The following is a 23,270-nucleotide window of genomic DNA, read 5'->3' as shown; positions in this document are numbered from 1 at the left end:
GCCATTCATATTCAGTGATTTATTTTATCTATGAAAGCTCAGGATTTTACCATGAACAGAGCACCAAACATGTTGGAGCGCGGGCCAACTCAGCTTTTCCACCCCGCTGATCCCACGCGCACAGAAAGCAAACTGGAACAAAGGCTGGCGTTTCTGGTCGGACTGGTCGCCTTTGGCCTGCCGATCATTCTGGCAGTCGGGGCCAACTTCGGCGGAAGCTGTTTCCGCGACAGCATCAGCCATTTCTACTATGCCCAGTTTCTTGGCACAATCTTCGTTGGCCTGCTGTATTTCATTGGCGGCTTTCTGATCGCCTACACCGGAGATACGTTTTTCGAAGACACCCTCAGCAGCGTTGCAGGTGTCGGCGCATTCATCGTCGCCTCAATCCCAACACTGGGCACCGGGTGCGAGGATCGGAAAACTTTCCTGTCCCGCGTCTTTGTCGAAGTGACCAGCGGCCCGCCGATCACAGTTGCAGAGGCACCGCATCAAGGGTTTTTCAACCTGTTCAGCAGCGCCAGCAACTGGCACCTGATCGCGGCTGGTATCTTGTTTGTTTATCTTGGCCTATACTGCCTGATCGTGCTCAAGCGCGTGGTCCCCGAACGGCATGAAAAAGACGGCGTGCTGATCGAAAGCAAGCGCAAGCGGAACCGGCTGTATACCATATGCGGGATCACTATTCTGGCCTGCGTCGCAGCGCTTTATGTTAAAGACAAGTTCGGAACAGATTTCGTCGACTGGTGGAACAGCCTGAACTTGACCTTCTATGTCGAAGCCCTCGCCCTGTGGGCCTTTGGAATCGCATGGTTCGCCAAGGGACGTACCTTCCCGAAGCTGAACGACGCCTAGCCCAACCGCCGGAAGGTCAGATAATGCGGGGTCCTGCCTTCGCGCAGGGCCTTTTGCTCATACCGGGTTGAGATCCAATCAGACCATGGCTCGCGCCAATCCGCGGGCCTCTCCGCCAGCCATTCGAACCCCGCACGCGGAACCTCTTCCAGCGTTTGGCGCACATAGTCGGGGATGTCAGTCGCGACCCGAAAGATCGCACCCGGCTTGAGCGCCCGCGCTAGAGGTTCGAGATGCTCGGGCGTAACGAAGCGACGGCGATGATGCCGTGTCTTGGGCCATGGATCGGGATAAAGCAGGAAAGCGCGCGAGATGCTGGCCTCAGGCAATACATCAAACAAGTCGCGCGCATCGCCAGGGTGAACGGCAAGGTTCTGAACTCCCGCCTGTCGGATTTTGCCAAGCAGCATCGCAACGCCATTGATATAAGGTTCAGCCCCAATGATCCCGACATCAGGGTTGGATGCGGCCTGATGCACAAGATGCTCTCCACCGCCAAAACCAACCTCAAGCCAGACATCCTTGCCGCCGAACAACGCATCAAGATCCAACGGGTGACGATCCGGGTTAACATCCCAATCCACTTCGCCCGGCGACAAAGCATCGAGATCTTCGTTCAGATAGGTCTTTTGGCTTTGCTTAAGGGTCTTACCCTTGAAGCGACCATAAAAGTTTCTGCGGGGGCGTTGGGGTGTCTGGGTGCTCATGGCCGTGCCCATACTGCGCTCATGATGTTGTTGCAATAGATGGCAAGGGCGGAAGCGGGGGCCAGCCCCCACACCCCCGGGGTATTTTCAAACAGAAGAAGAGCGCGCCCGTCAGGGCGCACCTTCGGATTAGGGTCGTTAGACGGCCTTTTTCAGAGCGTCAGTCAGATCGGTGCGTTCCCAGCTAAAGCCGCCATCCGCATCCGGTTCACGACCAAAATGGCCGTAAGCGGCCGTGCGCTGGTAAATCGGCTTGTTCAACTGCAGATGTTCGCGGATGCCACGCGGGGTCAAATCCATAACCTGCCCAACCGCCTTTTCGATTTGCGCATCCTCAATCTGGCCGGTTCCGTGGGTGTCTGCATAGATCGACAGAGGTTTGGATACGCCAATCGCATAGCTCAGCTGGATGGTGCAGCGTTCGGCCATGCCGGCGGCGACCACGTTCTTGGCCAGATAGCGCGCAGCATAGGCGGCTGAACGGTCCACCTTGGTTGGATCTTTGCCCGAGAATGCACCACCACCATGGGGCGCAGCACCGCCATAGGTATCCACGATGATCTTACGACCAGTGAGACCAGCATCTCCATCCGGGCCACCAATGACGAATTTTCCGGTTGGGTTCACATGCCACTCGGTCTCAGTCGACAGCCAACCATCGGGCAAGGTTTCGGTGATATAGGGTTCGACAATGGCGCGAATATCATCCGAGCTCAGCGCTTCATCGAGATGCTGGGTCGACAGCACGATCGAACTCACGCCAACGGGCTTGCCATCGCGATACACGACCGACAGCTGCGATTTTGCGTCCGGGCCCAATGCGGGCTCAGCTCCGTTCTTGCGCACCTCGGCCAGACGCCGCAGGATCGCGTGCGAATACTGGATAGGCGCAGGCATCAGCGCAGGGGTTTCGGTCGTGGCATATCCGAACATAATGCCCTGATCGCCCGCGCCCTCATCCTTGTCGCCCGAGGCATCCACGCCCTGAGCAATATGGGCGGATTGCTCGTGCAGCAGGTTCGTCACCTCGACTGTTTCATGATGAAACTTGTCCTGCTCGTAGCCGATATCCTTGATACAGTCGCGCGCAATCTGATCGATGCGCCCCATGTAATCGTGCAGCTTTTCCTGATCAGACAGACCTACTTCGCCACCGATGACGACACGATCGGTGGTCGCAAAGGTTTCGCACGCCACGCGTGCTTCGGGTTCTTCATTCAGAAATGCATCAAGGACGGCATCCGAGATCCGGTCGCAAACCTTATCCGGGTGCCCTTCGGAAACCGATTCCGAAGTGAAAGTATAGTTCTGTCTGGACATAAAATTGCTCCATTAAGATTTCTCTGCCACGCCAGGAAGCCGTTGTGACAGGCTTTTGCGGGGATACGCGCGTTGTTACACGGGGTCAATCGGTATTTCTGAACGACCCCGGTAGGCCGTGAAGCAACACCCGGCAAACAGGAACAATAAAAAGATCAGAACCGGGTTGTCCCCAAATCGCGAATAGAGCGTGGGTGCGTGCGGCGCAGGCAGTATGGTATCCACGAATCCCGCTTCTCCCAAAGGCAATGAATCTGTGATCTGGCCCAGCGGGTCGATCATTGCAGAAACACCGGTATTGGCGGATCGCATCAGCGGCAAACCCTGCTCAATGGCCCGCATGCGGGCCTGCGCCAGATGCTGATAGGGGCCCGAGCGGGTGCCAAACCACGCATCATTTGTGATCTGCAGAATGAAATCTGCCCGATCCGGTGCGCCGTTGACATCTTGTGGAAACACGGCCTCGTAACAAATCAATGGTAAAGCGCGGCCGAGCTTTCCAGCCTCCAACAGCGATGGACCGGGCCCCGCACTGAACCCGTGGCCGGTCGTGGCAGCCAGGCCATGAATGCCAAAACGCCCGAGCAAATCGCCAAACGGGACGTATTCCCCAAACGGGGCAAGGTGGTGTTTGTCGTACGATCCCCGTTGGGCACCGGTTTCATCCAGAAAGATCAGCGAGTTGAAAATCTTCAACCCATCCGCGCGCTGGATGCCGAACACAACAGGCGTGCCCTGCGCTGCACTGGCAATCGTTTCCAACCAAGGGCCAGCACGGCTCAACCATGCTGGCACTGCGGTTTCGGGCCAGACAATGAGATCAGGCCGTGGCGCGGCGGCGGTAAATTCAATCTGCCGCGCGAAGAACAGCGATGCGTAGTCCGGGTCCCATTTCTGGTGCTGCGGCGCATTGGGTTGCACCAGCCTTACGACACTATCGGTATGCTCCACGGCGGGCCTGAGGCCTGCATAGACGAACGCGAAAACCACGCTGGCGATGGCAAAAATACCCGGAGCAACCAAGCCCTCCCCGCGCATCAGCGCCGCCCCTAAGGGGACGGCTACCAACAGGGTCAGCGCACCCAAACCATACGGCCCGATCAGAGACAAAAGCTGCGCCACAGGCGTATCGACCCAGACCTGTGCAACGCCTGCCCATGGAAACCCGGTCAGCACATAGCCGCGCACAAACTCAGCAAGCGACAAAGTCAAAGCCAGCAGTACGGCCCTCTGCATGAGTGTGCCGCGAATCCGATGAGCGGCCCAAAACGCCGCAGCCCAAAACAACGCAAGCCCGCCTGCCATAAACACCAAAGCAAAGGGTGCCATCCAGGCGTGGCGTTCGGGGTCCACCTGAAACGGTTCAATAATCCAGCCCAGCGCATGGGCGAAATAGCCGGTTGCAAAGGCCCAGCCCAGAAATCCGGCACGCCAAGCAGTCTCGGAAGCCAGAAAAAGCGGCGCAATCAGAACCAAAGCGGCAAGCGTCACACCCCAATACCCAAATGGAGCTAGACCAAATGCGCCCAGTGCGCCCAATGCTGCCGCGAATAGGATCCTCAGGCTGAATGGCCAGCCCCGGACAAGGGTCATGCAGTCAGTTCCGGCAACATGACACGCAAGCGCTTGATGCGGCGCGGATCGGCATCGATCACTTCAAACTCGGGACCTTCTGGATGCAGCACCACCTCACCCCGCGCAGGAACACGGCCCGACAGCATGAAGACCAGACCTCCCAAGGTGTCGATCTCTTCTTCATCCACATCCTCGTGACTGGTCAGAGAACATCCTATTTCAGCCTCAAAGTCTTCCAACGGCACACGGGCCTGCACCACGTAACAGCCGGGTTTTTCCTGGAACCAGAGCTGATCTTCGTCAGCGTCATGTTCATCGGCGATTTCACCAACGACCTGTTCGATCAGGTCCTCGATGGTCAGCAAGCCGTCAACGCCACCATACTCATCGATCACCAATGCCATATGCCGACGTTCGGTCTGCATCTTTGTCATCAGAACACCGATCGGCATCGAAGGCGGCACAAACAGTAGCGTGCGCAGCATCGAAACCAGATCGAATTCGGCCGCACCGCCATTGAACCCGTGGGTAAGTGCGAAATCCTTGAGGTGAACGAAACCGAGAGGTGTGTCCAGAGTGCCCTCATAGACCGGGATACGCGACAATCCACTGTCACGGAACACCTGCGCCAGTTCATCCTTTGAGATGGTTGAAGGAACCGAAATGATCTCGGCCGTTGGGATCGCTACATCTTCGACCCGCATCCGGCGCAGATTGATCATTCCACGGGGTTGAACGGCCATAGTCTCTTGTCCGTTCACCACCTCTTTCTGATCATCGTTCTGACCAGAAAATGCGTCAAATATCCTTGAAAAGAAGCTGCCCTTCTCTTCGATTTCAATGCTGCTGTCCTGTGGTTGCGCGCCCTGCGCCGCCCTAGAACTGCCGTCTGTGTCGCCCATTATCCTGTTCCAATAATCCGGGTGAATTTACCCGCTTCATCCACTATATGGGTTATTGATACCCATTTTGCCAAGTATCTCGACCTCAACAGCCTCCATAAGGGTGGCATCAGGGTCACGAATGTGATCATAGCCCAACAAATGCAACGTGCCGTGAACGATCAAATGCGTCACATGATCCGCCATAAGTTTGCCCGCATCGGCTGCTTCGCGGGCGCAGGTATCGTACGAAATCGCAATGTCACCCAGGGCAATTTCACCCGTGAAATCCGGTTGTGGAAGATCGGGCGTAGCGCCTGCCGTTTCCGGGGACAGGTCCTCGGCAGGCCAACTCAGTACATTGGTCGGGGCAGGTTTGCCGCGAAACTCAGCGTTCAGTTCTGTGATGCGGGTATCATCGCAGCCTAATAGGCTAACTTCGCATATGTCGGGATCGAGGCTCCGAAAGCGCAGCACCTCAGCAATGGCTTTGGTGGCAAGAGGTTCCAGATCTTGCCAGCGCGAGTCTTCAATCGTTAGTTCCAGGTTCATTTCACCAGTCCAAAGCCCGTTTCGGGGCCCTGGTTCTAACCGGTCTCACGGCCCGCATCAGCCTCATATGCTTCGATGATCGCGGCGACAAGCGGATGGCGTACAACATCCTTGGACGTAAAGTAGTTGAAGCTGATATTCGGGATCGTCTTCAGCAAACGTTCGGCATCTGCAAGCCCCGACTGGACCCCGCGCGGCAGGTCAACCTGCGACCGGTCGCCAGTGATGACCATGCGGCTGCCTTCGCCCAGACGGGTCAGGAACATCTTCATCTGCATGGTCGTGGCATTCTGCGCCTCATCCAACACAACAAAGGCATTTGCCAGTGTCCGCCCCCGCATAAAGGCCAGCGGCGCGATTTCGATTCGCTTTTCCTCGATCAGTTTCGCCAGTTGTTTGCCCGGCAGAAAATCATTCAGCGCATCATACAGCGGCTGCATATAAGGATCGACCTTGTCCTTCATATCACCCGGCAGGTAACCCAGTTTTTCGCCCGCCTCGACGGCTGGTCGGCTGAGGATGATCCGGTCCACATGGCCGCCAATAAACATCGACACGCCAACGGCTACGGCCAGATAGGTCTTACCTGTGCCCGCTGGGCCGATTCCAAAGGCCAGTTCATTGTTGAACAGTGACTGCACGTAAGCCTTCTGCGCATCGGTGCGTGGTTCAACCAGCTTTTTGCGAGTTTTGATCTCGACAGAACCGCCCTTGAACATCTCAAGCTGATCACCGTCGCGACTGCCGGTATCCTGCTCAGCATTGCCCATGCGCAGCTCTCGATCCACATCCGCAGCTTCGACGTCGCGCCCCCCTTCCAGACGCGTATAGAGTGCCTGAAGCACCTCAATTGCGTTTTTTTGGGAATCTTCGTCGCCCATGACAACCAGTTGATTGCCGCGGCGCACAATCTGCACGGACAGCTTTTGTTCAATCTCTGTTAGGTTACGGTCATATTCGCCGCAAAGATCGATCAGCAATCGGTTGTCTGGAAATTCTACAAACGCCTCGCGCGCGGGCATTTCATTTGGCGGTGGGGTTAGGGCACCGGTGGCCAATCCGTTCTCCTGTCTTGGCATTGCACCCCGAGCGTAGACAAGATTTCTTGGTAGGTGCAAGCCACAGTTTTAAAATTTCCACTGAGGTCGACAAAACCGCCAGCAAACCTGCTTTCAATCGCCAGAAACTGTGCTCAGAACGTGTAGTTCAAACCAAATCTGAGGCCGCGATATCCTGGCGTCGACTTGGTCGAAAAGCCTGAACCAAATTCGACGGTCTTGGATTCGAACTGAACATATTGATACTCGCCCGTGATCGACCAGTTTTCGTTCAATTTATGCTCAGCCCCAATGCTGGCCGTGTACCCACCACGCCGATCCGATTCTTCGAACAGCTGGCTGGAGAAGGTCGAGGAGATGCTGCTGGTCGTATCAACCTGACCCCAGATATATCCAACGCTGACAAAGTACAGCACCCGACCGCTGCGGTTTGTCAGGCCGTTGCGCAGTTGCACATAGAACATGTCGGAAATTTCGGTTCTGCCCGTCACCGTGTCGCCACCGATCTGGGTCGAGACCGTATCGCTTAGGTTTCCGACGTCATATCCCAGTTCGATCCCATAAACATAGTCGCGGCCAAGGCTGGTGGGAACGACACCACGCCAGCCCCCCCGCATGCTGAAATAGCCACCGCGGACATCCTGATCCCCGATATCGAACACACCGGTGGGAGTTCTAAGACCAAAGCGATCGCTGCCGTTTGCGCCATAACCGGCACCGAACCCAAGATAAAAGGCGCTGACATCGCGGCTGAAACGCTCAGCGCTGATCACATCGGGCTCTGTCACCTCACCTTTCAACTCAGCTGCCAGCGTAGTGCCGGCAAAAAGTGCTGAGACACAGACAACCCACGCTGCGCGCCAAAGATCCGACCGTTTCAATCCCCGAATAACTTCCACTCGTACCCTCCATCACACGCTGACCACGTCTTCAGCGCAGCGCAATATACGGCTTTTCAGATGCTCAGATAAACGCCGAACACATGGTTAGCATTGGTCCGAACATAGTTCGAAGCCATAAATCAAGGGTAAATTTTGGAAACAAAGCCCAGAACCGGTACCGTATCTGCGATCAATCACCAAACGAGCGCAGTTCTCCGGCCAGAGAATTTGCACCCGAATCAGTGATGCGAACCTCTCGCAGATCGCCAACTTCAATCCCGGGGGCCTTAACGTGGACCGAATGCAGATATTCGGATTTACCAACCATTTGCCCTTCGAGACGGCCGGTTTTTTCGAACAGAACGCGTACAGTGCGGCCCACCATCGAATCCTGTATCTCGCGCTGATGCCGGGTGATCAGAGTTTGCAGCCGCTGCAGGCGATTATCAGCAGCGTCCGGATCAACCTGCGCTCGTTCAGCTGCCGGTGTGCCCGGACGGGTCGAATATTTGAACGAATACGCATATCCGTATTTGACCTGCTCGACCAAATCCTTCGTCGCCTGAAAATCCTCTTCGGTTTCTTCCGGGAAACCGACGATGAAATCCCCGGACATCACGATGTCCGGGCGCGCCGCGCGAATACGCTCGATCAGTCGAAGGTAGCTTTCAGCCGTGTGGCTGCGGTTCATCCGCTTGAGAATCCGGTCCGATCCGGATTGTACGGGCAAATGCAGATACGGCATCAGCTTGTCACATGTGCCATGCGCCTCGATCAGGTCATCAGCCATGTCATTGGGATGAGATGTGGTGAAACGGATGCGTTCCAGCCCGTCAACCTTGTTTAATTCCCAGATCAGAGAGGCCAGCGTCATATCCCCGTTCGGACCCGCGCCGTGATAGGCGTTGACGTTCTGACCCAACAGGGTGATTTCACGCACACCACGTTCGACCAAATCTTGCGCTTCGCGAATGATCCGATCCGCCGGGCGGCTGACCTCGGCCCCGCGGGTATAGGGCACGACGCAGAAGGCGCAGAACTTGTCGCAGCCTTCCTGCACGGTCAGAAACGCCGTCGGGCCACGCTTGGCCTTAGGCCGGTTCTTCAACTTCTCGAACTTGTCTTCCTCGGGAAAATCCGTGTCCAGCGCCTTGGCCCCGGTACGAGTCTTCGCCTCCATCTCAGGCAAGCGGTGATAGCTTTGCGGGCCAACCACCAGATCGACCAACGGCTGGCGGCGCATGATTTCTTCGCCTTCAGCCTGCGCCACACATCCTGCAACGCCGATCTTTAGATCGGGTTTTTCGGCCTTCAGCCCCTTGAACCGACCCAGTTCGGAATAGACCTTCTCGGCCGCCTTCTCCCGGATGTGGCAGGTGTTCAGCAGGATCATATCCGCGTCATCGGCTGACTTGGTTTCGACATACCCCTGCCCGCCCAGCGCTTCGGCCATACGTTCACTGTCATAGACATTCATCTGACAGCCATAGGTCTTGATAAACAGCTTCTTGGATTCGGACATGGGGCGGGCCTTTGCATTCGCTGGATCGGCGTCGTCTATACGCTTCGAACGCCGCTTGCAATGTGGGCGCATTTACCTGAATTTGGCAGGACTTTCCAGCAGGGCACAAATGAACGCGCGATGACCTATGATTCCTTGGACAGCTTCCTGAAATCCGGCCAAACCGCCTTGTCCAAGGGACCGGTTGCTCTGATCTTTGCCGAAGATGATGCCGAGGTCGAAAGCACGCTGCACCATCACCTCTCACTTGGATTTCAATCCGTCGTTGCGTTCATGCCAGCCGAGTTCGACCTGGGTGAGGAGCTCAGCGCGCGGGTTCATCGGGTTACGTTCAATTGCGCGCCCAGATCGGTCGTATTCGATGCGTTGAATCTCATCATCAAAGCCGCTCCGAGCGTCTGGATGTACTACTGCTACAACGCCGAGTACCTGTTCTATCCGTTCTGCGAAACGCGCAGCATCGGTGAGATGCTGGCCTTTCACACCGAGGAACGCCGCAGCGCGATGCTATGCCATGTGGTCGACATCTACGCCGATGATCTTGCCAAGTTCCCAACCGGTGTCGCACCGGACCATGCCATGCTGGATAGCACAGGATATTATGCGCATGCGCGCCACGATGCCTCGGGGCGGCAGCTGGAACGCCAGCTGGATATGTCAGGTGGCCTGCGGTGGCGGTTCGAGGATCATATTCCGTACGAACGCCGCCGGATCGACAGGATCGCCCTGTTCAAAACGCAGGCCGAATTGATCATTCAACCGGATCACACGTTCAACCAGCCGGAATACAACACCTATTCCTGTCCGTGGCATCACAACCTGACGGCTGCCATCTGTTCGTTCCGCGCTGCCAAGGCACTGAAAAGCAACGCCGGGTCGACCTTTGACATCCCCAGTTTCCGCTGGAGCCATTCTGTGTCTTTCGAATGGAACTCGCGTCAATTGCTGGATCTGGGCCTGATCGAGCCTGGCCAGTGGTTCTGAAACTACCGTTGCAGCAGAATTGGAAACCAATCCTCGCGCAGGCGCTGGCCCGGCACCATCTCATGCCCCGGAAACGGGGGTGAGGTCGGGCCGGGGCGTTCCACATAACGCGCATCATCACCGACCAACCGTAGCGAGAATGCCCGACGTCGGCTGTCCGACTGATTGCCCCGCGCTCCGTGCAAAGTGCGATAGTTAAACGCCACCGCGTCCCCCGGTTCCATCTCGAACTCAACCACTTTCATACCCTCGGCATCGGGGTCTGGCACGGGGATGTATTGACCTTCATCCGCAAAGAACCCCTCTTCAGAGACCCAGCGGGTCGGCAGTACCTCTTTTTCCCAGCGATGCGATCCGGCAACGCAACGCAGCGTGGCCTGTTTCACCGCATCCAGCGGCGACCAGAAGCTAATCGTTTGCTGCCCTTCGACGAAGTAATACGGCCCGTCCTGATGCCAGGGGGTTGGCATCGAAGTTCCGGGTTCTTTGACCAGAACATGATCATGAAACATCTGCACACTTTGCGACTGCATCAAATCAGCAGCCACGGCGGCAGCCGGAGAGGTCTTGATCACCTCCTGAAACTGGGGGATTCGGGTCCAGTTGCAATAATCATCGAAGAATAGGCCGGTTTGGCCCTCTTTCTTGTTTTCTGACGCATAAGGCCCCGGCGCGTCCATATTGGCCGCAACACCTTCGCGCAGTTGTTCGACGTGATCGGCAAACAGTCCTTTGACCAAGACAACACCCTCACTCTGATACGTGTCGATCATCTGCTGCGAAACAAGAGGGTGCGGCATGTCAATCTCCGTTCGGTTACCCTTGAATACATCCGTTAGAGACCACCCAGGTATTCTGTTCAAATCATATCTTTCGAAGTTATAATTAGCTTCATGTTATATATTTCACTGCGTCAGTACGAATACATATGTGCGATCGCGCGGCAGGGCAGCCTATCTGCGGCGGCCCAGGCGCTAAATGTCTCGCAACCCGCGCTGTCCAACGCGCTGACCCGGGTCGAATCACATCTTGGATACCCACTGTTCGTCCGCAGGCGCGGGGCTGCTATGGTTTCAACCCCACAGGGGCGCCGCTTTGTCGAACAGGCCGAAGGGTTGTTGAGTGCTGCTGCTCAGATTGAAAACCCTGGGTCCGTTCCGCAAGGTCTGGATCATTTAACTGTCGGCTGCTTCGTCGATTTGGCCCCGTTCCACCTTGCACCCGCCCTGCGCTGTTTGCACGCGACGCTGCCAGATGTTTCGGTGTCTTATACGGTCGAAGATTTTCAGGGATTGCTGGACAGCTTGGTCGACGGTCGGATCGACCTCGCCATTACTTATGATCTTGGTATGGATGCCGGTTTTGTACGGCAAAAACTGTTCGATAGCGTCCCGCAGGCATTGCTGTCGCCAGAACACCCACTGGCTGGGGCACGTCAGGTTACGCTAACCCAACTGGCGAACGAACCCTTGATCCTGTCAACCGAAGGGCTGTCTGCACAACACATACTAGGCCTCTTTAGACGCCATGGGTTAAACCCAACAGTCAGACACCGTGCCGCCACGCTTGAGATTCAGCGCAGCCTCGCCGCACATGGTGAAGGGGTGGCAATCAGCTATGTCAGCCCAAAGAACGAACTGAGCTACGCCAACAAAAGCCTGGCAAGCCTGCCCATCGCCGACAAGGACGTGGCCGAGGCCGTCGTGCTGGCGCGTCACGGCACCGGGCCTGTCGACGCAACAACGAAGGCCGCAGAGCGCGCTCTGCTTGATCAAATGAAGGATCTGTAAATCAGGTGGTTTTCTTGCGCAGACGGATCACCACATCAACCGATGCGATCTCGACACCTTTGGGGGCCTCTGGCAGGCGCTGGATCACCAATTCCTCGGACGGAGCATCGCTGAGCCGTCCTTCATCTTCCCAAAAGAAATGAGGGTGATCATGCGTATTGGTATCGAAATAGCTTTTTGATCCGTCCACCGTGATCTCTTGCAGCACTCCCGCATCGCAAAAGGCACGCAAAGTATTGTAGACAGTCGCAAGCGACACGGCGTCGCCTTTTGTCTTGGCGGACTCGAATAGGCTTTCTGCTGTGACGTGGCGATGGCGACCATCACCAATCAAAAGCTCAGCCAGCGCCACGCGCTGACGCGTCGGGCGCAGACCTGCGCCTTCCAGCCAATTTGTCGCTATCTTCCGGCTCTGAGGTGTCATGAATCCGATACCCGTTCTTGCTGCTATATATATAGGGGCGCTCTTACCCAGATTTCAAATGAAATTCATTCGCAAACAGCCATATGCAGGAACATCTTACGGCCCGCGCTCTTGCAGGACCTTGCATACGGGTGCTAGGTGAGGCCAGATATAACGAACGGACCCAAGGCAGGAGAGGCGGCAGAATGGCCCAGTTCCCGAGCAGTTTTGACAAAGACGATCTGCTAAAATGTGCTCGTGGCGAATTATTTGGCCCTGGCAATGCACAACTGCCTGCGCCGCCCATGCTAATGATGGATCGCATCACCGAAGTGTCGGCGGATGGCGGGGCCCATGGCAAAGGCCACATTCTAGCTGAATTCGATATCACGCCAGACCTTTGGTTTTTTGACTGCCACTTTCCCGGGAACCCGATTATGCCCGGATGCCTCGGGCTAGATGGCTTGTGGCAATTGACAGGCTTCAATCTGGGCTGGCGTGGTTGGCAGGGTCGCGGCATGGCCGTGGGTGTCGGCGAAGTCAGGCTGACAGGGATGGTGCGACCGGACCGCAAGATGTTGACCTATAAAATCGATTTCAAAAAGGCGATCCAGACCCGCCGCCTGACCATGGGCGTCGCAGATGGTATCGTCGAAGCGGACGGCGAAATGATTTACGACGTCAAAGACATGAGAGTTGTTCTGTCGGACGCCTAAGGCGGACCAGCCTGAAATAAGGAGCACGCACATGCGTCGAGTAGTTGTCACCGGTCTGGGGATCGTATCCTCCATCGGGAACAATGCCCAAGAGGTTCTGGCCTCACTTAAGGCCGGTAAATCCGGTATCGAAGCCAATGAGCAAATGGTTGAACATGGCTTTCGCAGTCAGATCGCCGGAACGCTGAAAATCGACGTGGCCGAGCATGTGGACAAACGCACTTTGCGGTTCATGGGCCCCGGCGCTGCCTATGCCCATATCGCCATGAGTCAGGCGATAGCCGATTCCGGGTTGGGCGAAGACCAGGTGGTCAATCCTCGCACGGGTCTGGTGGCAGGTTCCGGTGGGCCATCCACAAGCGCAATGCTGACAGCGCACCAGACCGTGCTGAAAACCGGTGCGACTAAGCGGATCGGGCCATTTGCTGTGCCGAAATGCATGTGCTCGACCATTTCCGCGAACCTTGCGACGGCGTTCAAGATCAAGGGGATCAACTACTCGATCACCTCGGCTTGCTCGACCTCGCTGCACTGCATCGGCAACGCGGCAGAACAGATCATGCTGGGCAAACAGGATGTCATGTTCGCAGGCGGCGGAGAAGAACTGGACTGGACGTTGTCCTGCCTGTTCGACGCGATGGGTGCGATGTCATCGAAGTATAACGACACACCCGAAAAAGCCTCGCGCGCGTTCGACGAAAACCGCGATGGGTTCGTGATTTCCGGCGGTGGCGGAATTGTCGTGCTGGAAGAACTGGATCACGCCTTGGCCCGTGGTGCAAAAATCTATGCCGAAGTGACCGGCTACGCCGCCACTTCGGATGGCCATGATATGGTGGCTCCGTCCGGCGAGGGTGGTGAACGTGCGATGCGGCTGGCTCTGGCGACAGTTCCTGAAAGCCGCAAGGTTGGCTATATCAACGCCCATGGCACCTCGACCCCGGTCGGGGACGTGGGTGAGGTCGAAGCCGTGCGCCGCATTTTTGGCGAAGGCAGTGTGCCGCCAATCTCATCGACCAAATCGATGACCGGCCACGCACAGGGGGCTGCGGGCGCGCTAGAGGCGATCTTCTGCCTGCTGATGCTGGATAATGATTTCATTACGCCGTCGATCAATGTCGACACTTTAGCCGAAGGCATTCTGCCCGGTGAAATTGCAACGGAAACGGTTGAAAACGCAGGCTTGGACAGTGTCATGACCAACAGCTTCGGCTTTGGCGGCACCAACGGGTCCATGGTTCTGTCGAAGTATAACGGGTGAATGTGATGTCGGATATTCTAACGGGAAAACGCGGGCTGATCATGGGCGTGGCCAATGATCGCTCGATTGCATGGGGCATTGCCAAAGCCATGCACGAAGCAGGCGCGGAACTGGCATTCACCTATCAAGGCGAGGCATTCGGCAAGCGGTTGGAACCGCTGGCCCAAAGCCTTGGCAGCGATTTCATGGTGGATGCGGATGTCACCGATGACGCATCGTTGGATCGCGCATTTGGAGAACTAGCCGAGCGCTGGCCAACCATTGATTTCGTGGTCCACGCGATTGCCTATTCGGACAAATCCGAACTGACGGGCCGGTTCCTGAACACCTCACGGGCCAACTTCAAGCATTCGATGGATGTTTCGGCATATTCCTTCATCGAAGTCGCGCGACGCGCCTATCCGATGATGAAGGAAAATGGCGGCTCGCTGCTGACACTGACCTATCAGGGTTCGAACCGCGTTGTTCCAAATTACAACGTAATGGGTGTTGCCAAGGCAGCACTGGAGTCTGCGACCCGCTATTTGGCCAACGATCTGGGCCCTGAAGGCATCCGTGTAAACGCCATTTCGCCCGGACCGATGAAGACACTAGCAGGCGCAGCCATCGGCGGTGCGCGTAAAACCTACAAGTTCTGCGACCTGAATGCCCCTATGCGCTCGAACGCGACGCTTGAGGCGGTCGGCGGAACCGCCGTCTATCTGACATCGGATGCGGGCGCCTGCACGTCGGGCGAAATCATCCGTGTGGATGGCGGTTTCCACGTGCTCGGAATGCCACAGCCCGATTTCATGTGACCATATCTTTCCCTGACGCCGCCCAGATTTAACCAAATTTCAGCGTCAGGGTTTGCGATATGAGCAAACTTGACCAGATCATCGCAAGCAATGCCCGCACGGCCCGGCGCAAATCCGGCTTTCTGAGCCAGCGCGCCCGTATCCTGCTTTTGACCCTGACCACGTTGCTGGTGCTATTTGTGTTCTTCACACAACCTCCAGTGCGCAGCGCCATCGAAGCGTTGATCGGATAAGGGCAAAGCCGGGTTCATTGCGTTCAAGAACAGCGCAGGCCCGTGCAGGTCCTGCGATGGTACTGCGTAGATTTCAACCGTTCTGACTGAAACACTCGGATCGATCTTCAATTACACTAGTTGATTGAGGCAACCTCAATCTCGAAAATCAAATCCTGACCAGCCAGCGGGTGATTGGCGTCCAGCGTTACGGTCGCGTCATTTGCGTCAACAATCGTGACCGGCAAAGCCTGACCATCCGGTGTCTGCATTTGCAATTGTGTCCCGGGGTCCAGCGGGATGTCATCCGGAATACCCTCGCGCGGTATTTCCTGGCGCATGGCAGGGTTGATCGGCCCATAGGCATCAACGCAGGCAATCTCGACCCGTTTCTTATCGCCCACGGCAAGGCCGGGCATCGCGCTATCAAGCCCCGGGATGATCTGCCCGGACCCCACAACAAACTCCAGCGGATCGCGCCCGTCCGAGCTGTCGAAGACAGTACCGTCCAGCAGCGTACCGGTATAGTGGATGCGAACCCTGTCGCCTTGTTTGATGTCTGTCATTTGGGGCCTCCGGGCCGATAAGTGTGTGAACCGCCAACCCTAGGGGCCTACACAATGATGTAAACCCTTCGCCCTTTCATGCCCTGCCCTCTTATGCCAACTTGCGCAGAAATGTCGGAGGCGTAGATGACAATCACAACCTGTATTTTTGATGCCTATGGCACATTGTTCGACGTCGCCGCCGCCGCCCGTCAGGCCGCGTCCGAGCCAGGCTTTGAGGCGCTGCGCGACACCTGGCCCAAGGTCGCGGGACATTGGCGTTTGAAGCAGCTCCAATACACCTGGCTTCGGGCCGTCGCCGATGCGCATGCCGATTTCTGGGATGTCACGCAGGATGGTCTGGATTGGGCGCTAGAGGCCGCCGGGCTGCAAGGGGACGCCAAGCTGCGCCAACGCCTGCTGGATCTGTATTGGGAGCTACAGGCCTACCCCGAGGTTCCGGACATGTTGAAGGCCTTAAAAGACGGCGGACTGCAAACCGCGATCCTTTCCAACGGATCTCCGCCAATGCTGGACGGGGCTGTTGAATCTGCCGGGATTGGCGACCTGCTGGATGATGTTCTGTCCGTCGAAAGCGTTGGTGTCTTCAAGCCACATGTTCGGGTCTATGATTTGGTGCAGCAACGGTTCGGCTGCGCCCGAGAAGAAGTGTTATTCGTCAGCTCGAATGGTTGGGATGCCGCTGGCGCCAGTGGTTATGGCTTTGTCACCGCATGGGTAAACCGCGCAAACGAGCCGATGGATCGTCTGCCTTGGACACCGGCGCATGTGCTGGCGGACCTGACCACGATCCCTGATCTGGCGGGGGTTTGATGCCTGATTTTCGAACATCAGACGGCAGACGCCTGTATTTCCAACAATCCGGCTCTGGTGATCCTTTACTGTGTCTGTCGGGTTTGACACGCAACAGTGGTGATTTCTCGTTTGTTCAGCCCCACCTGAATGGCGTGCACCTCATCATGATGGATTACCGCGGACGCGGGCGATCAGACCATGATCCAGACTACATGAACTACAACATCTTCCGTGAATCACTGGACGCGATTGACCTGTTGGATCATTTGAACTTGCCCAGAACAGCAATCCTGGGCACATCGCGTGGCGGATTAATCGCCATGGCCCTTGCCGCCAGCCACCCCGAACGACTGACACAAGTGATCCTAAATGATGTTGGGCCCGTGATCGAACCGGCAGGCATCGCCAAGATCATGGATTATGTTGGCAAAGAACCCGCCTCAAAAACCTATGAACAGGCGGCACATGCGCTGAAGTCAGGGATGGCAACGCTGTTCCCTGATGTTCCATATGACAGATGGCTGGCACAGGCTAAGGTTCAGTATAATGCCGCAGATGACGGTTTGACCCTGCGCTATGACCCTGCCCTGCGCACCGCGTTGCTGGAACAGGCCGCAACCGGAGCGATCCCGGATATGTGGATGTTCTTCGAAGCGCTAAACGGCATCCCAACCGGCGTGTTGCGCGGTGCAAACTCGGATGTTCTAAGTGCGGAAACCCTGGCTGAGATGCACCGACGCCATCCCGGTTTGATCTCAGCCGAAGTTCCGAACCGGGGGCATGTACCGTTTCTGGACGAACCTGAATCTTTGGCCCTCATACACAAGGTATTGAGTACAACATGAGCAGTATTGAACTGATCGAAGCCGCCGCAGACCGGTTGCGCGGTCATGTAAGGGAAACGCCCGTTCTAACCTCACCCTTTCTGGATGACATCGCGGGCCGTCGCGTTTTGGTTAAACCCGAATGTCTACAACACACCGGCAGCTTCAAGTTTCGCGGCGCATGGTCGGCGATATCTGCACTGAACCCCGAGCAGCGACAGCGCGGTGTCATCGCCTATTCCTCGGGCAATCATGCGCAGGGCATCGCAATGGCGGCGGCGAAGCATGGCGTTGCGTCGGTGATCGTGATGCCGTCGGATGCGCCACAATTGAAGATCGACAACACACGCGCTTTGGGTGGCGAAGTGGTCCTCTATGATCGGTCCAGCGAAAGCCGTGAGGAGATTGGCGAGGCTTTGGCCGCTGAACGAGGCCTGACCCTTATCCGGCCCTATGATGAACCTCAGGTTATTGCCGGTCAGGGTACAGTTGGCCTTGAACTCGCGCGACAGGTCGAAGCGTTCGGTGTTGAAAAGGCAGATGTTCTGGTATGCTGCGGAGGTGGTGGGTTGACCTCGGGTATCGCTCTGGCATTGGAAAAACATGCGCCCGGCCTGCGCGCCCGACCGTGTGAGCCGGACGGGTTTGACGACGTCAAACGTTCGCTGGCCAGCGGTCAGATCCAGAACAACAACGCCTCGTCCGGCAATATCTGTGATGCGATCCTCACCCCGCAGCCGGGCGAGATTACCTTTCCCATTCTCCAACGGCTCTGCGGACCGGGCCTGTCGGTGTCTGAGGATGAGGCGTTGAAGGCAATGGCTTTGGCATTTCTGCGCCTGAAAATCGTATTGGAACCCGGTGGGGCCGTTGCGCTGGCCTCGGCCCTGTTCCGCAAGGATGAGATTGAAGGCGACGATGTAGTGGTGGTTGCATCCGGCGGCAATGCCGATCCGGAAGTGTTTGCCAAAGCATTGGAGCGGTTAGACGCATAGTGGTCAGATTGAATGAAGCACGTGTTATGACCCAAAGGACCTTAACATGCCTCACGTGACTATCGGGAACGTGGACCTGAACTACAGGATTGATGGCGCGCCAACCGGCGCACCCATCGTGTTTGCCAATTCACTGGGCACAGACCTGCATCTCTGGGATGGGGTGATCCCTCACCTGCCCGACGGTCTGCGGATCATTCGATTTGACAAGCGCGGCCATGGTCAATCCTCGGTTCCTCCTGCGCCCTATTCGATGGGATCGCTGATCCGAGATACCGAGGCTTTGTTAGATCATCTCGACGTGCGCGATTGTGTGTTCGTGGGCCTGTCAATCGGTGGCATGATCGCCCAAGGCCTAGCCATCAAACGTCTGGATCAGGTGCGCGCCTTGGTCCTGTCCAACACGGCCGCCAAGATCGGTATGCCCTCGATCTGGCAGGATCGGATGGAGGCTGTTCGCGATGGCGGGATCGAAGCCCTGGCTGATGCCACAATGGAGCGCTGGTTCTCGCGTGAGTTTCGAGCCGCACAAAACCACCTGCTCTGGCGCGAGATGATGGTGCGGCAGCCAGTTGAAGGGTATCTGGGATGCTGTGCCGCTATAGCCGGCACGGATTTTTATACGCCAACGTCGGGTTTGCGGCTGCCCACTTTAGGCATCGCCGGCAGCGAAGACGGCTCGACCCCACCAGACCTTGTGCGTGAAACGGTCGAACTGATCCCCGGCGCGAAATTCAATCTGATGCGAAGGGCAGGACATTTGCCTTGTGTTGAAAAACCAGACGAGTTTGCCGCTATACTTGAAGCGTTTTTGAAAGATATTGGACATATTTAAGGGAGCCTTTCGATGGCTGATTTCCTTCTGATTCATGGTTCTTGCCACGGCGCCTGGTGTTGGCGCGACTTGATTCCCGCGCTGGAAAACTTTGGGCACACAGCCCGTGCCATCGACATGCCCAGCCACGGTGCTGACCCTACGCCGATTGCCGAGGTCACCCTTGATGGCTGCCGAGACGCCATCCTTGCCGCATCGACGCCAGATACGATCATCGTAGGGCATTCCTGGGGAGGGTATCCGATTAGCGCCGCCGCCGAAGCGCAACCGCAAGCCATGCGCGCCCTGGTCTATCTGAGCGCCTATGTCCCGCAAGACGGGGTGTCTATGGTCGAGATGCGCCGCCGTGGACCAAGCCAAACAATCGCGAATGCAGTAGAAAAATCGGCTGATGGATTGTCTTACACCGTCCGTCCAGAGCACGTAAAAGAACTGTTCTACCATGATTGCGCGCCCGAAATCACACCGTTCGCCTTTGCGCGCCTTTGTCCGCAGGCCATACGCCCGCAAGATACGCCCTTGGCACTTAGTGAGCGCTACAAAAGTGTCGCGCGCGCATATATTGCAACCAGCGATGATCACACTGTTCCATTCGCGTATCAAAAGAAAATGGGCAGCGAAATCCGCACGGATTTGCAACGCACTATTGACAGCGGCCACTCCTCGTTCTTTTCCCATCCGGACCAATTGGCGCGTGCGCTGACAGATCTTGAGAAACAGCTTTGATCAGGCGCCTTTGCGACCCTACGTCAAAGAACAGCCCTCTATCCTAACGAATTGGCCCCGCCTAGGGTGCTGGGGACGAAACTTTGTGACGGTTCTGATGCGCCTGCCCTTTGCCTTTGTTCTATGTACGGTGATGATCGATGCGATGGGGATTGGCCTCGTGATGCCAATCATGCCGCAACTGATTGTCGAGGTTCAGGGCGGAACGCTTGCCAGTGCGGCGATTTGGGGCGGTATCCTCAGCACCGCGTTTGCGGCAATGCAGTTTGTCTTTGGGCCTATCCTCGGGAATCTGTCTGACGCCTACGGACGACGGTTGGTTCTGCTGGTGTCGCTGTTTGTGATGGCCTTGGATTACGTGGTGATGGCGCTCGCAGGGAGCATCTGGCTACTGCTGATTGGGCGTATTGTCGGGGGTATCACGGCGGCTACACATTCGACGGCGGCGGCATTTATGGCCGATGTCTCAAAACCGGAAGACAAGGCTGCAAACTTTGGCCTTGTCGGCGCGGCGTTTGGCGTGGGCTTTGTTCTTGGCCCAGTGATGGGCGGGCTGCTCAGTGAATATGGAACACGCGCGCCGTTTTGGGCGGCTGCCGGTCTTTCAGCGCTGACTTTCGCCATTGGCTTTTTTGTGATGCCGGAAACCGTGACCGACAAGACCAGACGGGCATTCAGTTTGAAGCGCGCGAACCCGGTCAGCTCGCTTACCGCGATCGCCGCCCTGCCTGGCATCCGGCCTCTACTGTGGGTCTATTTCCTGTATTCGGTGTCAATCTACGTCTACCCCGCGATATGGTCCTATTTTACCACCGAGCGCTTTGGCTGGTCGCCGCAGATGATCGGCCTGTCGCTGGGCGTTTATGGAATTGGCATGGCCGCAGTTCAGGGCGGACTGATCCGCCCCGCCACGCGTTATCTGGGTGAACGCGTCACCATCCTCTACGGTATGGCCTTCGAGATCGTTAGCTTCCTGTTTCTGGCCTTTTTAACCAATGGCCTGATCGCCCTGATGCTGGTCCCGATGACTGCGCTGGGCGCGGTCATCACGCCAGCCTTGCAAGCGATAATGTCACGCGCAACGCCAGATTCGCAGCAAGGTGAACTGCAAGGCGTATTGGCGTCTCTACACGCGTTGTCGATGGTCATATCACCCCTATTGATGACCAGTGTTTTTGCCCGCTTTATCCAACCAGAGACGGCGATCTATCTGCCAGGTGCTCCCTTTCTTCTGGCTCTCGTCCTCATGCTGGTTGGGGTGCTTCTATTTCTTCGCGCACGCCCCATCGCGGTATAACAACGACATCAATCTGACGATTTCCGGCTTGCAGCCCGATTGTTCCCAAGCCACCGTGGGCGAAACAGCCGAATAGCCGGAGCGCTCGGAATGAAGTTGCAAGATCTTGATATTATTGTCACCGCACCCCCCGCCCCCGGTTGGGGCGGGCGGTATTGGATATTGGTGAAACTCACCACCGATACGGGCATCACAGGCTGGGGGGAATGCTATGCCTCGACCGTGGGTCCCGAGGCCATGAGCCATGTGATCCGCGATGTGTTCGACCGGCACATGCAGGATGAAAATCCCGAAAACATCGAACTGATGTTCCGCCGCGCCTATTCCAGCGGATTCACTCAGCGCCCCGACTTGACCGTCATGGGTGCCTTTTCGGGGCTTGAAATCGCGTGTTGGGATATTCTGGGGAAAGATCGAGATCGGCCCGTTTACTCCCTGCTGGGCGGCAAGATGAATGAGCGCATTAGGTCCTATACCTACCTCTACCCTCTGCCCCAGCACAATTTGAATGACTTCTGGACTGCGCCTGATCAGGCCGGAGAAAGCGCCGCAGAAATGGTGCGGCAAGGCTATACGGCGGTCAAATTCGACCCGGCGGGTCCCTATACCATCCGGGGCGGGCATATGCCGGCGATGTCTGATATCTCGATGTCTGTGGCCTTCTGCAAAGTCATCCGCGAAGCTGTGGGGGAAAAGGCCGATCTGCTGTTCGGCACCCACGGTCAATTCAACACGGCTGGCGCTATTCGGCTGGGCCAAGCGTTGGAGCCGTATTCACCGCTTTGGTTCGAAGAACCTACCCCGCCCGATAATATCGAAGACATGGCCCGCGTCGCGCGCAATGTCCGTATCCCTGTCGCAACCGGCGAGCGCATGACCACCAAGGCCGAGTTCGGTGCAGTCTTGCGCGCGGGCGCAGCGGAGATCCTGCAACCCGCTCTTGGGCGCGCCGGTGGCATTTGGGAAATGAAGAAAGTCGCGGCCATGGCCGAAGTCTTTAGTGCGCAGATGGCACCTCATCTTTACGCCGGTCCGGTAGAATGGGCCGCCAATATCCATCTGGCGGCCTCGATCCCCAACTTGTTGTTGCTGGAATCCATCGAAACTCCGTTTCACGATCAACTAATCAAGGGCTCGATCCGGGTTGAGGATGGCTTTGTCACACCACCCACGACGCCGGGGCTTGGGATTGAGGTCGACGAAGATCTGGCGCGTGCTCATCCCTACACCGGAGACGGCCTGCACCTGCAAATGCAGGAAGATCCTTGCGACTACGCAAATGGAAATTCCTTTCAGGGCGGCGCACCAGCAACCGAGGGGTGACAAGCCCGCGCGGGTTGGGGCATATTGCTCCAACCCCTATCTTACAGATGACCGATCCGTGACCCCGAAAGACGCTGCCGTTCTACCCGCTGAAGCATCAGACAGCATGCAAGCAAATGCAGCCCGTGCTGCGGCTTACCTGAAGACATTGGCGCATGAAGGCCGCCTTATGATCCTGTGCCACCTGAGCGATGGGGAAAAATCGGTCGGAGAGTTAGAGAGCCTGTTGCAAATCCGTCAGGCCGCCGTCAGCCAGATGCTGGCACGTTTGCGAGACGAAGAACTGGTTTCAACCCGCCGGGACGGTAAGACCGTTTATTACTCGCTGGCCGATCAAAGTACCCAACGCGTGATCGGATTGATGTATGAGCTGTTCTGCCAGCCCGAGGACTAAG

General features: G+C 56.8%; 26 protein-coding genes and 1 riboswitch. Of the genes, 15 read left to right on the top strand and 11 right to left on the bottom strand.

The genetic code is table 11. The features are described 5' to 3' along the window. The first annotated feature begins 51 nt into the window (after nt 1-51). Nucleotides 52-855, top strand: coding sequence for a hypothetical protein (locus ACR0DH_RS00345; protein ID WP_480546306.1), 804 nt, complete (start codon nt 52-54; stop codon nt 853-855). Here ACR0DH_RS00345 and trmB read toward each other — a convergent pair. The 8 genes from trmB to miaB form a co-directional block, all read right to left on the bottom strand. After that, entirely contained in the window at nt 852-1,562 is a 711-nt protein-coding gene (trmB, locus tag ACR0DH_RS00340; protein WP_480546304.1) for a tRNA (guanine(46)-N(7))-methyltransferase TrmB, read from the bottom strand. The genes ACR0DH_RS00345 and trmB overlap by 4 nt on opposite strands. Before the next feature lie 138 nt (nt 1,563-1,700). Further along, nucleotides 1,701-2,882 (bottom strand): methionine adenosyltransferase, encoded by a 1,182-nt coding sequence (gene metK / locus ACR0DH_RS00335; RefSeq protein ID WP_480546302.1) that lies wholly within the window; start codon nt 2,880-2,882, stop codon nt 1,701-1,703. A 5-nt stretch (nt 2,883-2,887) separates the two neighbouring features. Then, nucleotides 2,888-2,936: riboswitch (SAM-SAH riboswitch) on the bottom strand. 21 nt (nt 2,937-2,957) lie between these two features. Continuing rightward, entirely contained in the window at nt 2,958-4,475 is a 1,518-nt protein-coding gene (gene lnt, locus ACR0DH_RS00330; RefSeq protein WP_480546300.1) for an apolipoprotein N-acyltransferase, read from the bottom strand. Continuing rightward, nucleotides 4,472-5,359 (bottom strand): hemolysin family protein, encoded by an 888-nt coding sequence (locus tag ACR0DH_RS00325; protein WP_480546298.1) that lies wholly within the window; start codon nt 5,357-5,359, stop codon nt 4,472-4,474. Before ACR0DH_RS00325 ends, lnt begins: the two co-directional genes overlap by 4 nt. Before the next feature lie 36 nt (nt 5,360-5,395). After that, on the bottom strand, nt 5,396-5,890 hold the full coding sequence (gene ybeY / locus ACR0DH_RS00320; RefSeq protein WP_480546296.1) for an rRNA maturation RNase YbeY: 495 nt from the start codon (nt 5,888-5,890) through the stop codon (nt 5,396-5,398). A 35-nt stretch (nt 5,891-5,925) separates the two neighbouring features. Continuing rightward, complete coding sequence (locus ACR0DH_RS00315) at nt 5,926-6,948, bottom strand: PhoH family protein (RefSeq protein ID WP_353012261.1); 1,023 nt, start codon at nt 6,946-6,948, stop codon at nt 5,926-5,928. A 134-nt stretch (nt 6,949-7,082) separates the two neighbouring features. Next, complete coding sequence (locus tag ACR0DH_RS00310; protein ID WP_480546294.1) at nt 7,083-7,847, bottom strand: outer membrane protein; 765 nt, start codon at nt 7,845-7,847, stop codon at nt 7,083-7,085. Between the two features lie 172 nt (nt 7,848-8,019). After that, nucleotides 8,020-9,351, bottom strand: a complete 1,332-nt coding sequence (gene miaB, locus ACR0DH_RS00305; protein ID WP_480546292.1) for a tRNA (N6-isopentenyl adenosine(37)-C2)-methylthiotransferase MiaB — start codon at nt 9,349-9,351, stop codon at nt 8,020-8,022. A gap of 120 nt (nt 9,352-9,471) precedes the next feature. Here miaB and ACR0DH_RS00300 point away from each other — a divergent pair, with 120 nt between their 5' ends. Next, nucleotides 9,472-10,335: a hypothetical protein gene (locus ACR0DH_RS00300; RefSeq protein ID WP_480546290.1), complete on the top strand. Its 864-nt coding sequence runs from the start codon at nt 9,472-9,474 to the stop codon at nt 10,333-10,335. 2 nt (nt 10,336-10,337) lie between these two features. Here the strand turns inward: ACR0DH_RS00300 and ACR0DH_RS00295 are convergent, their stop codons facing one another. Then, the gene (locus tag ACR0DH_RS00295) at nt 10,338-11,135 is read right to left on the bottom strand and encodes a phytanoyl-CoA dioxygenase family protein (protein WP_480546288.1); all 798 of its coding nucleotides are present in this window, start codon (nt 11,133-11,135) and stop codon (nt 10,338-10,340) included. A 93-nt stretch (nt 11,136-11,228) separates the two neighbouring features. On the opposite strand from ACR0DH_RS00295, the gene ACR0DH_RS00290 reads away from it, so the two are divergent. Next, nucleotides 11,229-12,125, top strand: coding sequence for a LysR family transcriptional regulator (locus ACR0DH_RS00290; RefSeq protein WP_480546286.1), 897 nt, complete (start codon nt 11,229-11,231; stop codon nt 12,123-12,125). Nucleotide 12,126: 1 nt separating this feature from the next. On the opposite strand, the gene irrA is transcribed toward ACR0DH_RS00290, so the two are convergent. Then, the gene (gene irrA / locus ACR0DH_RS00285) at nt 12,127-12,549 is read right to left on the bottom strand and encodes an iron response transcriptional regulator IrrA (RefSeq protein WP_170531195.1); all 423 of its coding nucleotides are present in this window, start codon (nt 12,547-12,549) and stop codon (nt 12,127-12,129) included. 185 nt (nt 12,550-12,734) lie between these two features. On the opposite strand from irrA, the gene fabA reads away from it, so the two are divergent. The 4 genes from fabA to ACR0DH_RS00265 are packed head-to-tail and all read left to right on the top strand — an operon-like array spanning nt 12,735 to nt 15,535. Beyond that, nucleotides 12,735-13,244, top strand: coding sequence for a bifunctional 3-hydroxydecanoyl-ACP dehydratase/trans-2-decenoyl-ACP isomerase (gene fabA / locus ACR0DH_RS00280; protein ID WP_170531196.1), 510 nt, complete (start codon nt 12,735-12,737; stop codon nt 13,242-13,244). A gap of 31 nt (nt 13,245-13,275) precedes the next feature. Then, nucleotides 13,276-14,505, top strand: a complete 1,230-nt coding sequence (gene fabB / locus ACR0DH_RS00275; protein WP_480541867.1) for a beta-ketoacyl-ACP synthase I — start codon at nt 13,276-13,278, stop codon at nt 14,503-14,505. Between the two features lie 5 nt (nt 14,506-14,510). Beyond that, nucleotides 14,511-15,302 (top strand): enoyl-ACP reductase FabI, encoded by a 792-nt coding sequence (locus ACR0DH_RS00270; protein WP_480546284.1) that lies wholly within the window; start codon nt 14,511-14,513, stop codon nt 15,300-15,302. A 59-nt stretch (nt 15,303-15,361) separates the two neighbouring features. Then, nucleotides 15,362-15,535, top strand: coding sequence for a hypothetical protein (locus ACR0DH_RS00265; protein ID WP_170531201.1), 174 nt, complete (start codon nt 15,362-15,364; stop codon nt 15,533-15,535). 116 nt (nt 15,536-15,651) lie between these two features. On the opposite strand, the gene ACR0DH_RS00260 is transcribed toward ACR0DH_RS00265, so the two are convergent. Continuing rightward, entirely contained in the window at nt 15,652-16,080 is a 429-nt protein-coding gene (locus tag ACR0DH_RS00260; RefSeq protein ID WP_480541863.1) for an FKBP-type peptidyl-prolyl cis-trans isomerase, read from the bottom strand. Between the two features lie 126 nt (nt 16,081-16,206). Between ACR0DH_RS00260 and ACR0DH_RS00255 the strand changes: the two genes are divergently transcribed. The 8 genes from ACR0DH_RS00255 (at nt 16,207) to ACR0DH_RS00220 (ending at nt 23,269) form a co-directional block, all read left to right on the top strand. Further along, entirely contained in the window at nt 16,207-16,893 is a 687-nt protein-coding gene (locus ACR0DH_RS00255) for a haloacid dehalogenase type II (protein ID WP_480546282.1), read from the top strand. Beyond that, on the top strand, nt 16,893-17,720 hold the full coding sequence (locus tag ACR0DH_RS00250) for an alpha/beta fold hydrolase (RefSeq protein WP_480546280.1): 828 nt from the start codon (nt 16,893-16,895) through the stop codon (nt 17,718-17,720). Before ACR0DH_RS00255 ends, ACR0DH_RS00250 begins: the two co-directional genes overlap by 1 nt. Next, on the top strand, nt 17,717-18,694 hold the full coding sequence (locus ACR0DH_RS00245) for a threonine ammonia-lyase (protein ID WP_480546279.1): 978 nt from the start codon (nt 17,717-17,719) through the stop codon (nt 18,692-18,694). The genes ACR0DH_RS00250 and ACR0DH_RS00245 overlap by 4 nt, the downstream gene beginning before the upstream one ends. A gap of 46 nt (nt 18,695-18,740) precedes the next feature. Beyond that, nucleotides 18,741-19,529: a 3-oxoadipate enol-lactonase gene (gene pcaD / locus ACR0DH_RS00240; protein ID WP_480546277.1), complete on the top strand. Its 789-nt coding sequence runs from the start codon at nt 18,741-18,743 to the stop codon at nt 19,527-19,529. 12 nt (nt 19,530-19,541) lie between these two features. After that, complete coding sequence (locus ACR0DH_RS00235; RefSeq protein WP_480541853.1) at nt 19,542-20,255, top strand: alpha/beta fold hydrolase; 714 nt, start codon at nt 19,542-19,544, stop codon at nt 20,253-20,255. A gap of 97 nt (nt 20,256-20,352) precedes the next feature. After that, nucleotides 20,353-21,552, top strand: coding sequence for a TCR/Tet family MFS transporter (locus ACR0DH_RS00230; RefSeq protein WP_480547280.1), 1,200 nt, complete (start codon nt 20,353-20,355; stop codon nt 21,550-21,552). 90 nt (nt 21,553-21,642) lie between these two features. Then, nucleotides 21,643-22,875 (top strand): mandelate racemase/muconate lactonizing enzyme family protein, encoded by a 1,233-nt coding sequence (locus ACR0DH_RS00225; protein WP_480546275.1) that lies wholly within the window; start codon nt 21,643-21,645, stop codon nt 22,873-22,875. 106 nt (nt 22,876-22,981) lie between these two features. Continuing rightward, entirely contained in the window at nt 22,982-23,269 is a 288-nt protein-coding gene (locus tag ACR0DH_RS00220) for an ArsR/SmtB family transcription factor (RefSeq protein WP_480547278.1), read from the top strand. Nucleotide 23,270 lies beyond the last annotated feature (1 nt).

The organism is Ruegeria sp. I1 (assembly GCF_056532675.1).
This window is presented reverse-complemented; position numbering and strand designations above follow the sequence as displayed.

Excerpts from the sequence above, each read along its gene's own strand:
- ACR0DH_RS00345 (WP_480546306.1), top strand. The coding sequence starts at position 52 with ATGAACAGAGCACCAAACATGTTGGAGCGCGGGCCAACTCAGCTTTTC.
- trmB (WP_480546304.1), bottom strand. The coding sequence starts at position 1,562 with ATGAGCACCCAGACACCCCAACGCCCCCGCAGAAACTTTTATGGTCGC.
- metK (WP_480546302.1), bottom strand. The coding sequence starts at position 2,882 with ATGTCCAGACAGAACTATACTTTCACTTCGGAATCGGTTTCCGAAGGG.
- lnt (WP_480546300.1), bottom strand. The coding sequence starts at position 4,475 with ATGACCCTTGTCCGGGGCTGGCCATTCAGCCTGAGGATCCTATTCGCG.
- ACR0DH_RS00325 (WP_480546298.1), bottom strand. The coding sequence starts at position 5,359 with ATGGGCGACACAGACGGCAGTTCTAGGGCGGCGCAGGGCGCGCAACCA.
- ybeY (WP_480546296.1), bottom strand. The coding sequence starts at position 5,890 with ATGAACCTGGAACTAACGATTGAAGACTCGCGCTGGCAAGATCTGGAA.
- miaB (WP_480546292.1), bottom strand. The coding sequence starts at position 9,351 with ATGTCCGAATCCAAGAAGCTGTTTATCAAGACCTATGGCTGTCAGATG.
- ACR0DH_RS00300 (WP_480546290.1), top strand. The coding sequence starts at position 9,472 with ATGACCTATGATTCCTTGGACAGCTTCCTGAAATCCGGCCAAACCGCC.
- ACR0DH_RS00295 (WP_480546288.1), bottom strand. The coding sequence starts at position 11,135 with ATGCCGCACCCTCTTGTTTCGCAGCAGATGATCGACACGTATCAGAGT.
- ACR0DH_RS00290 (WP_480546286.1), top strand. The coding sequence starts at position 11,229 with ATGTTATATATTTCACTGCGTCAGTACGAATACATATGTGCGATCGCG.
- irrA (WP_170531195.1), bottom strand. The coding sequence starts at position 12,549 with ATGACACCTCAGAGCCGGAAGATAGCGACAAATTGGCTGGAAGGCGCA.
- fabA (WP_170531196.1), top strand. The coding sequence starts at position 12,735 with ATGGCCCAGTTCCCGAGCAGTTTTGACAAAGACGATCTGCTAAAATGT.
- fabB (WP_480541867.1), top strand. The coding sequence starts at position 13,276 with ATGCGTCGAGTAGTTGTCACCGGTCTGGGGATCGTATCCTCCATCGGG.
- ACR0DH_RS00270 (WP_480546284.1), top strand. The coding sequence starts at position 14,511 with ATGTCGGATATTCTAACGGGAAAACGCGGGCTGATCATGGGCGTGGCC.
- ACR0DH_RS00265 (WP_170531201.1), top strand. The coding sequence starts at position 15,362 with ATGAGCAAACTTGACCAGATCATCGCAAGCAATGCCCGCACGGCCCGG.
- ACR0DH_RS00260 (WP_480541863.1), bottom strand. The coding sequence starts at position 16,080 with ATGACAGACATCAAACAAGGCGACAGGGTTCGCATCCACTATACCGGT.
- ACR0DH_RS00255 (WP_480546282.1), top strand. The coding sequence starts at position 16,207 with ATGACAATCACAACCTGTATTTTTGATGCCTATGGCACATTGTTCGAC.
- ACR0DH_RS00250 (WP_480546280.1), top strand. The coding sequence starts at position 16,893 with ATGCCTGATTTTCGAACATCAGACGGCAGACGCCTGTATTTCCAACAA.
- ACR0DH_RS00245 (WP_480546279.1), top strand. The coding sequence starts at position 17,717 with ATGAGCAGTATTGAACTGATCGAAGCCGCCGCAGACCGGTTGCGCGGT.
- pcaD (WP_480546277.1), top strand. The coding sequence starts at position 18,741 with ATGCCTCACGTGACTATCGGGAACGTGGACCTGAACTACAGGATTGAT.
- ACR0DH_RS00235 (WP_480541853.1), top strand. The coding sequence starts at position 19,542 with ATGGCTGATTTCCTTCTGATTCATGGTTCTTGCCACGGCGCCTGGTGT.
- ACR0DH_RS00230 (WP_480547280.1), top strand. The coding sequence starts at position 20,353 with ATGCGCCTGCCCTTTGCCTTTGTTCTATGTACGGTGATGATCGATGCG.
- ACR0DH_RS00225 (WP_480546275.1), top strand. The coding sequence starts at position 21,643 with ATGAAGTTGCAAGATCTTGATATTATTGTCACCGCACCCCCCGCCCCC.
- ACR0DH_RS00220 (WP_480547278.1), top strand. The coding sequence starts at position 22,982 with ATGCAAGCAAATGCAGCCCGTGCTGCGGCTTACCTGAAGACATTGGCG.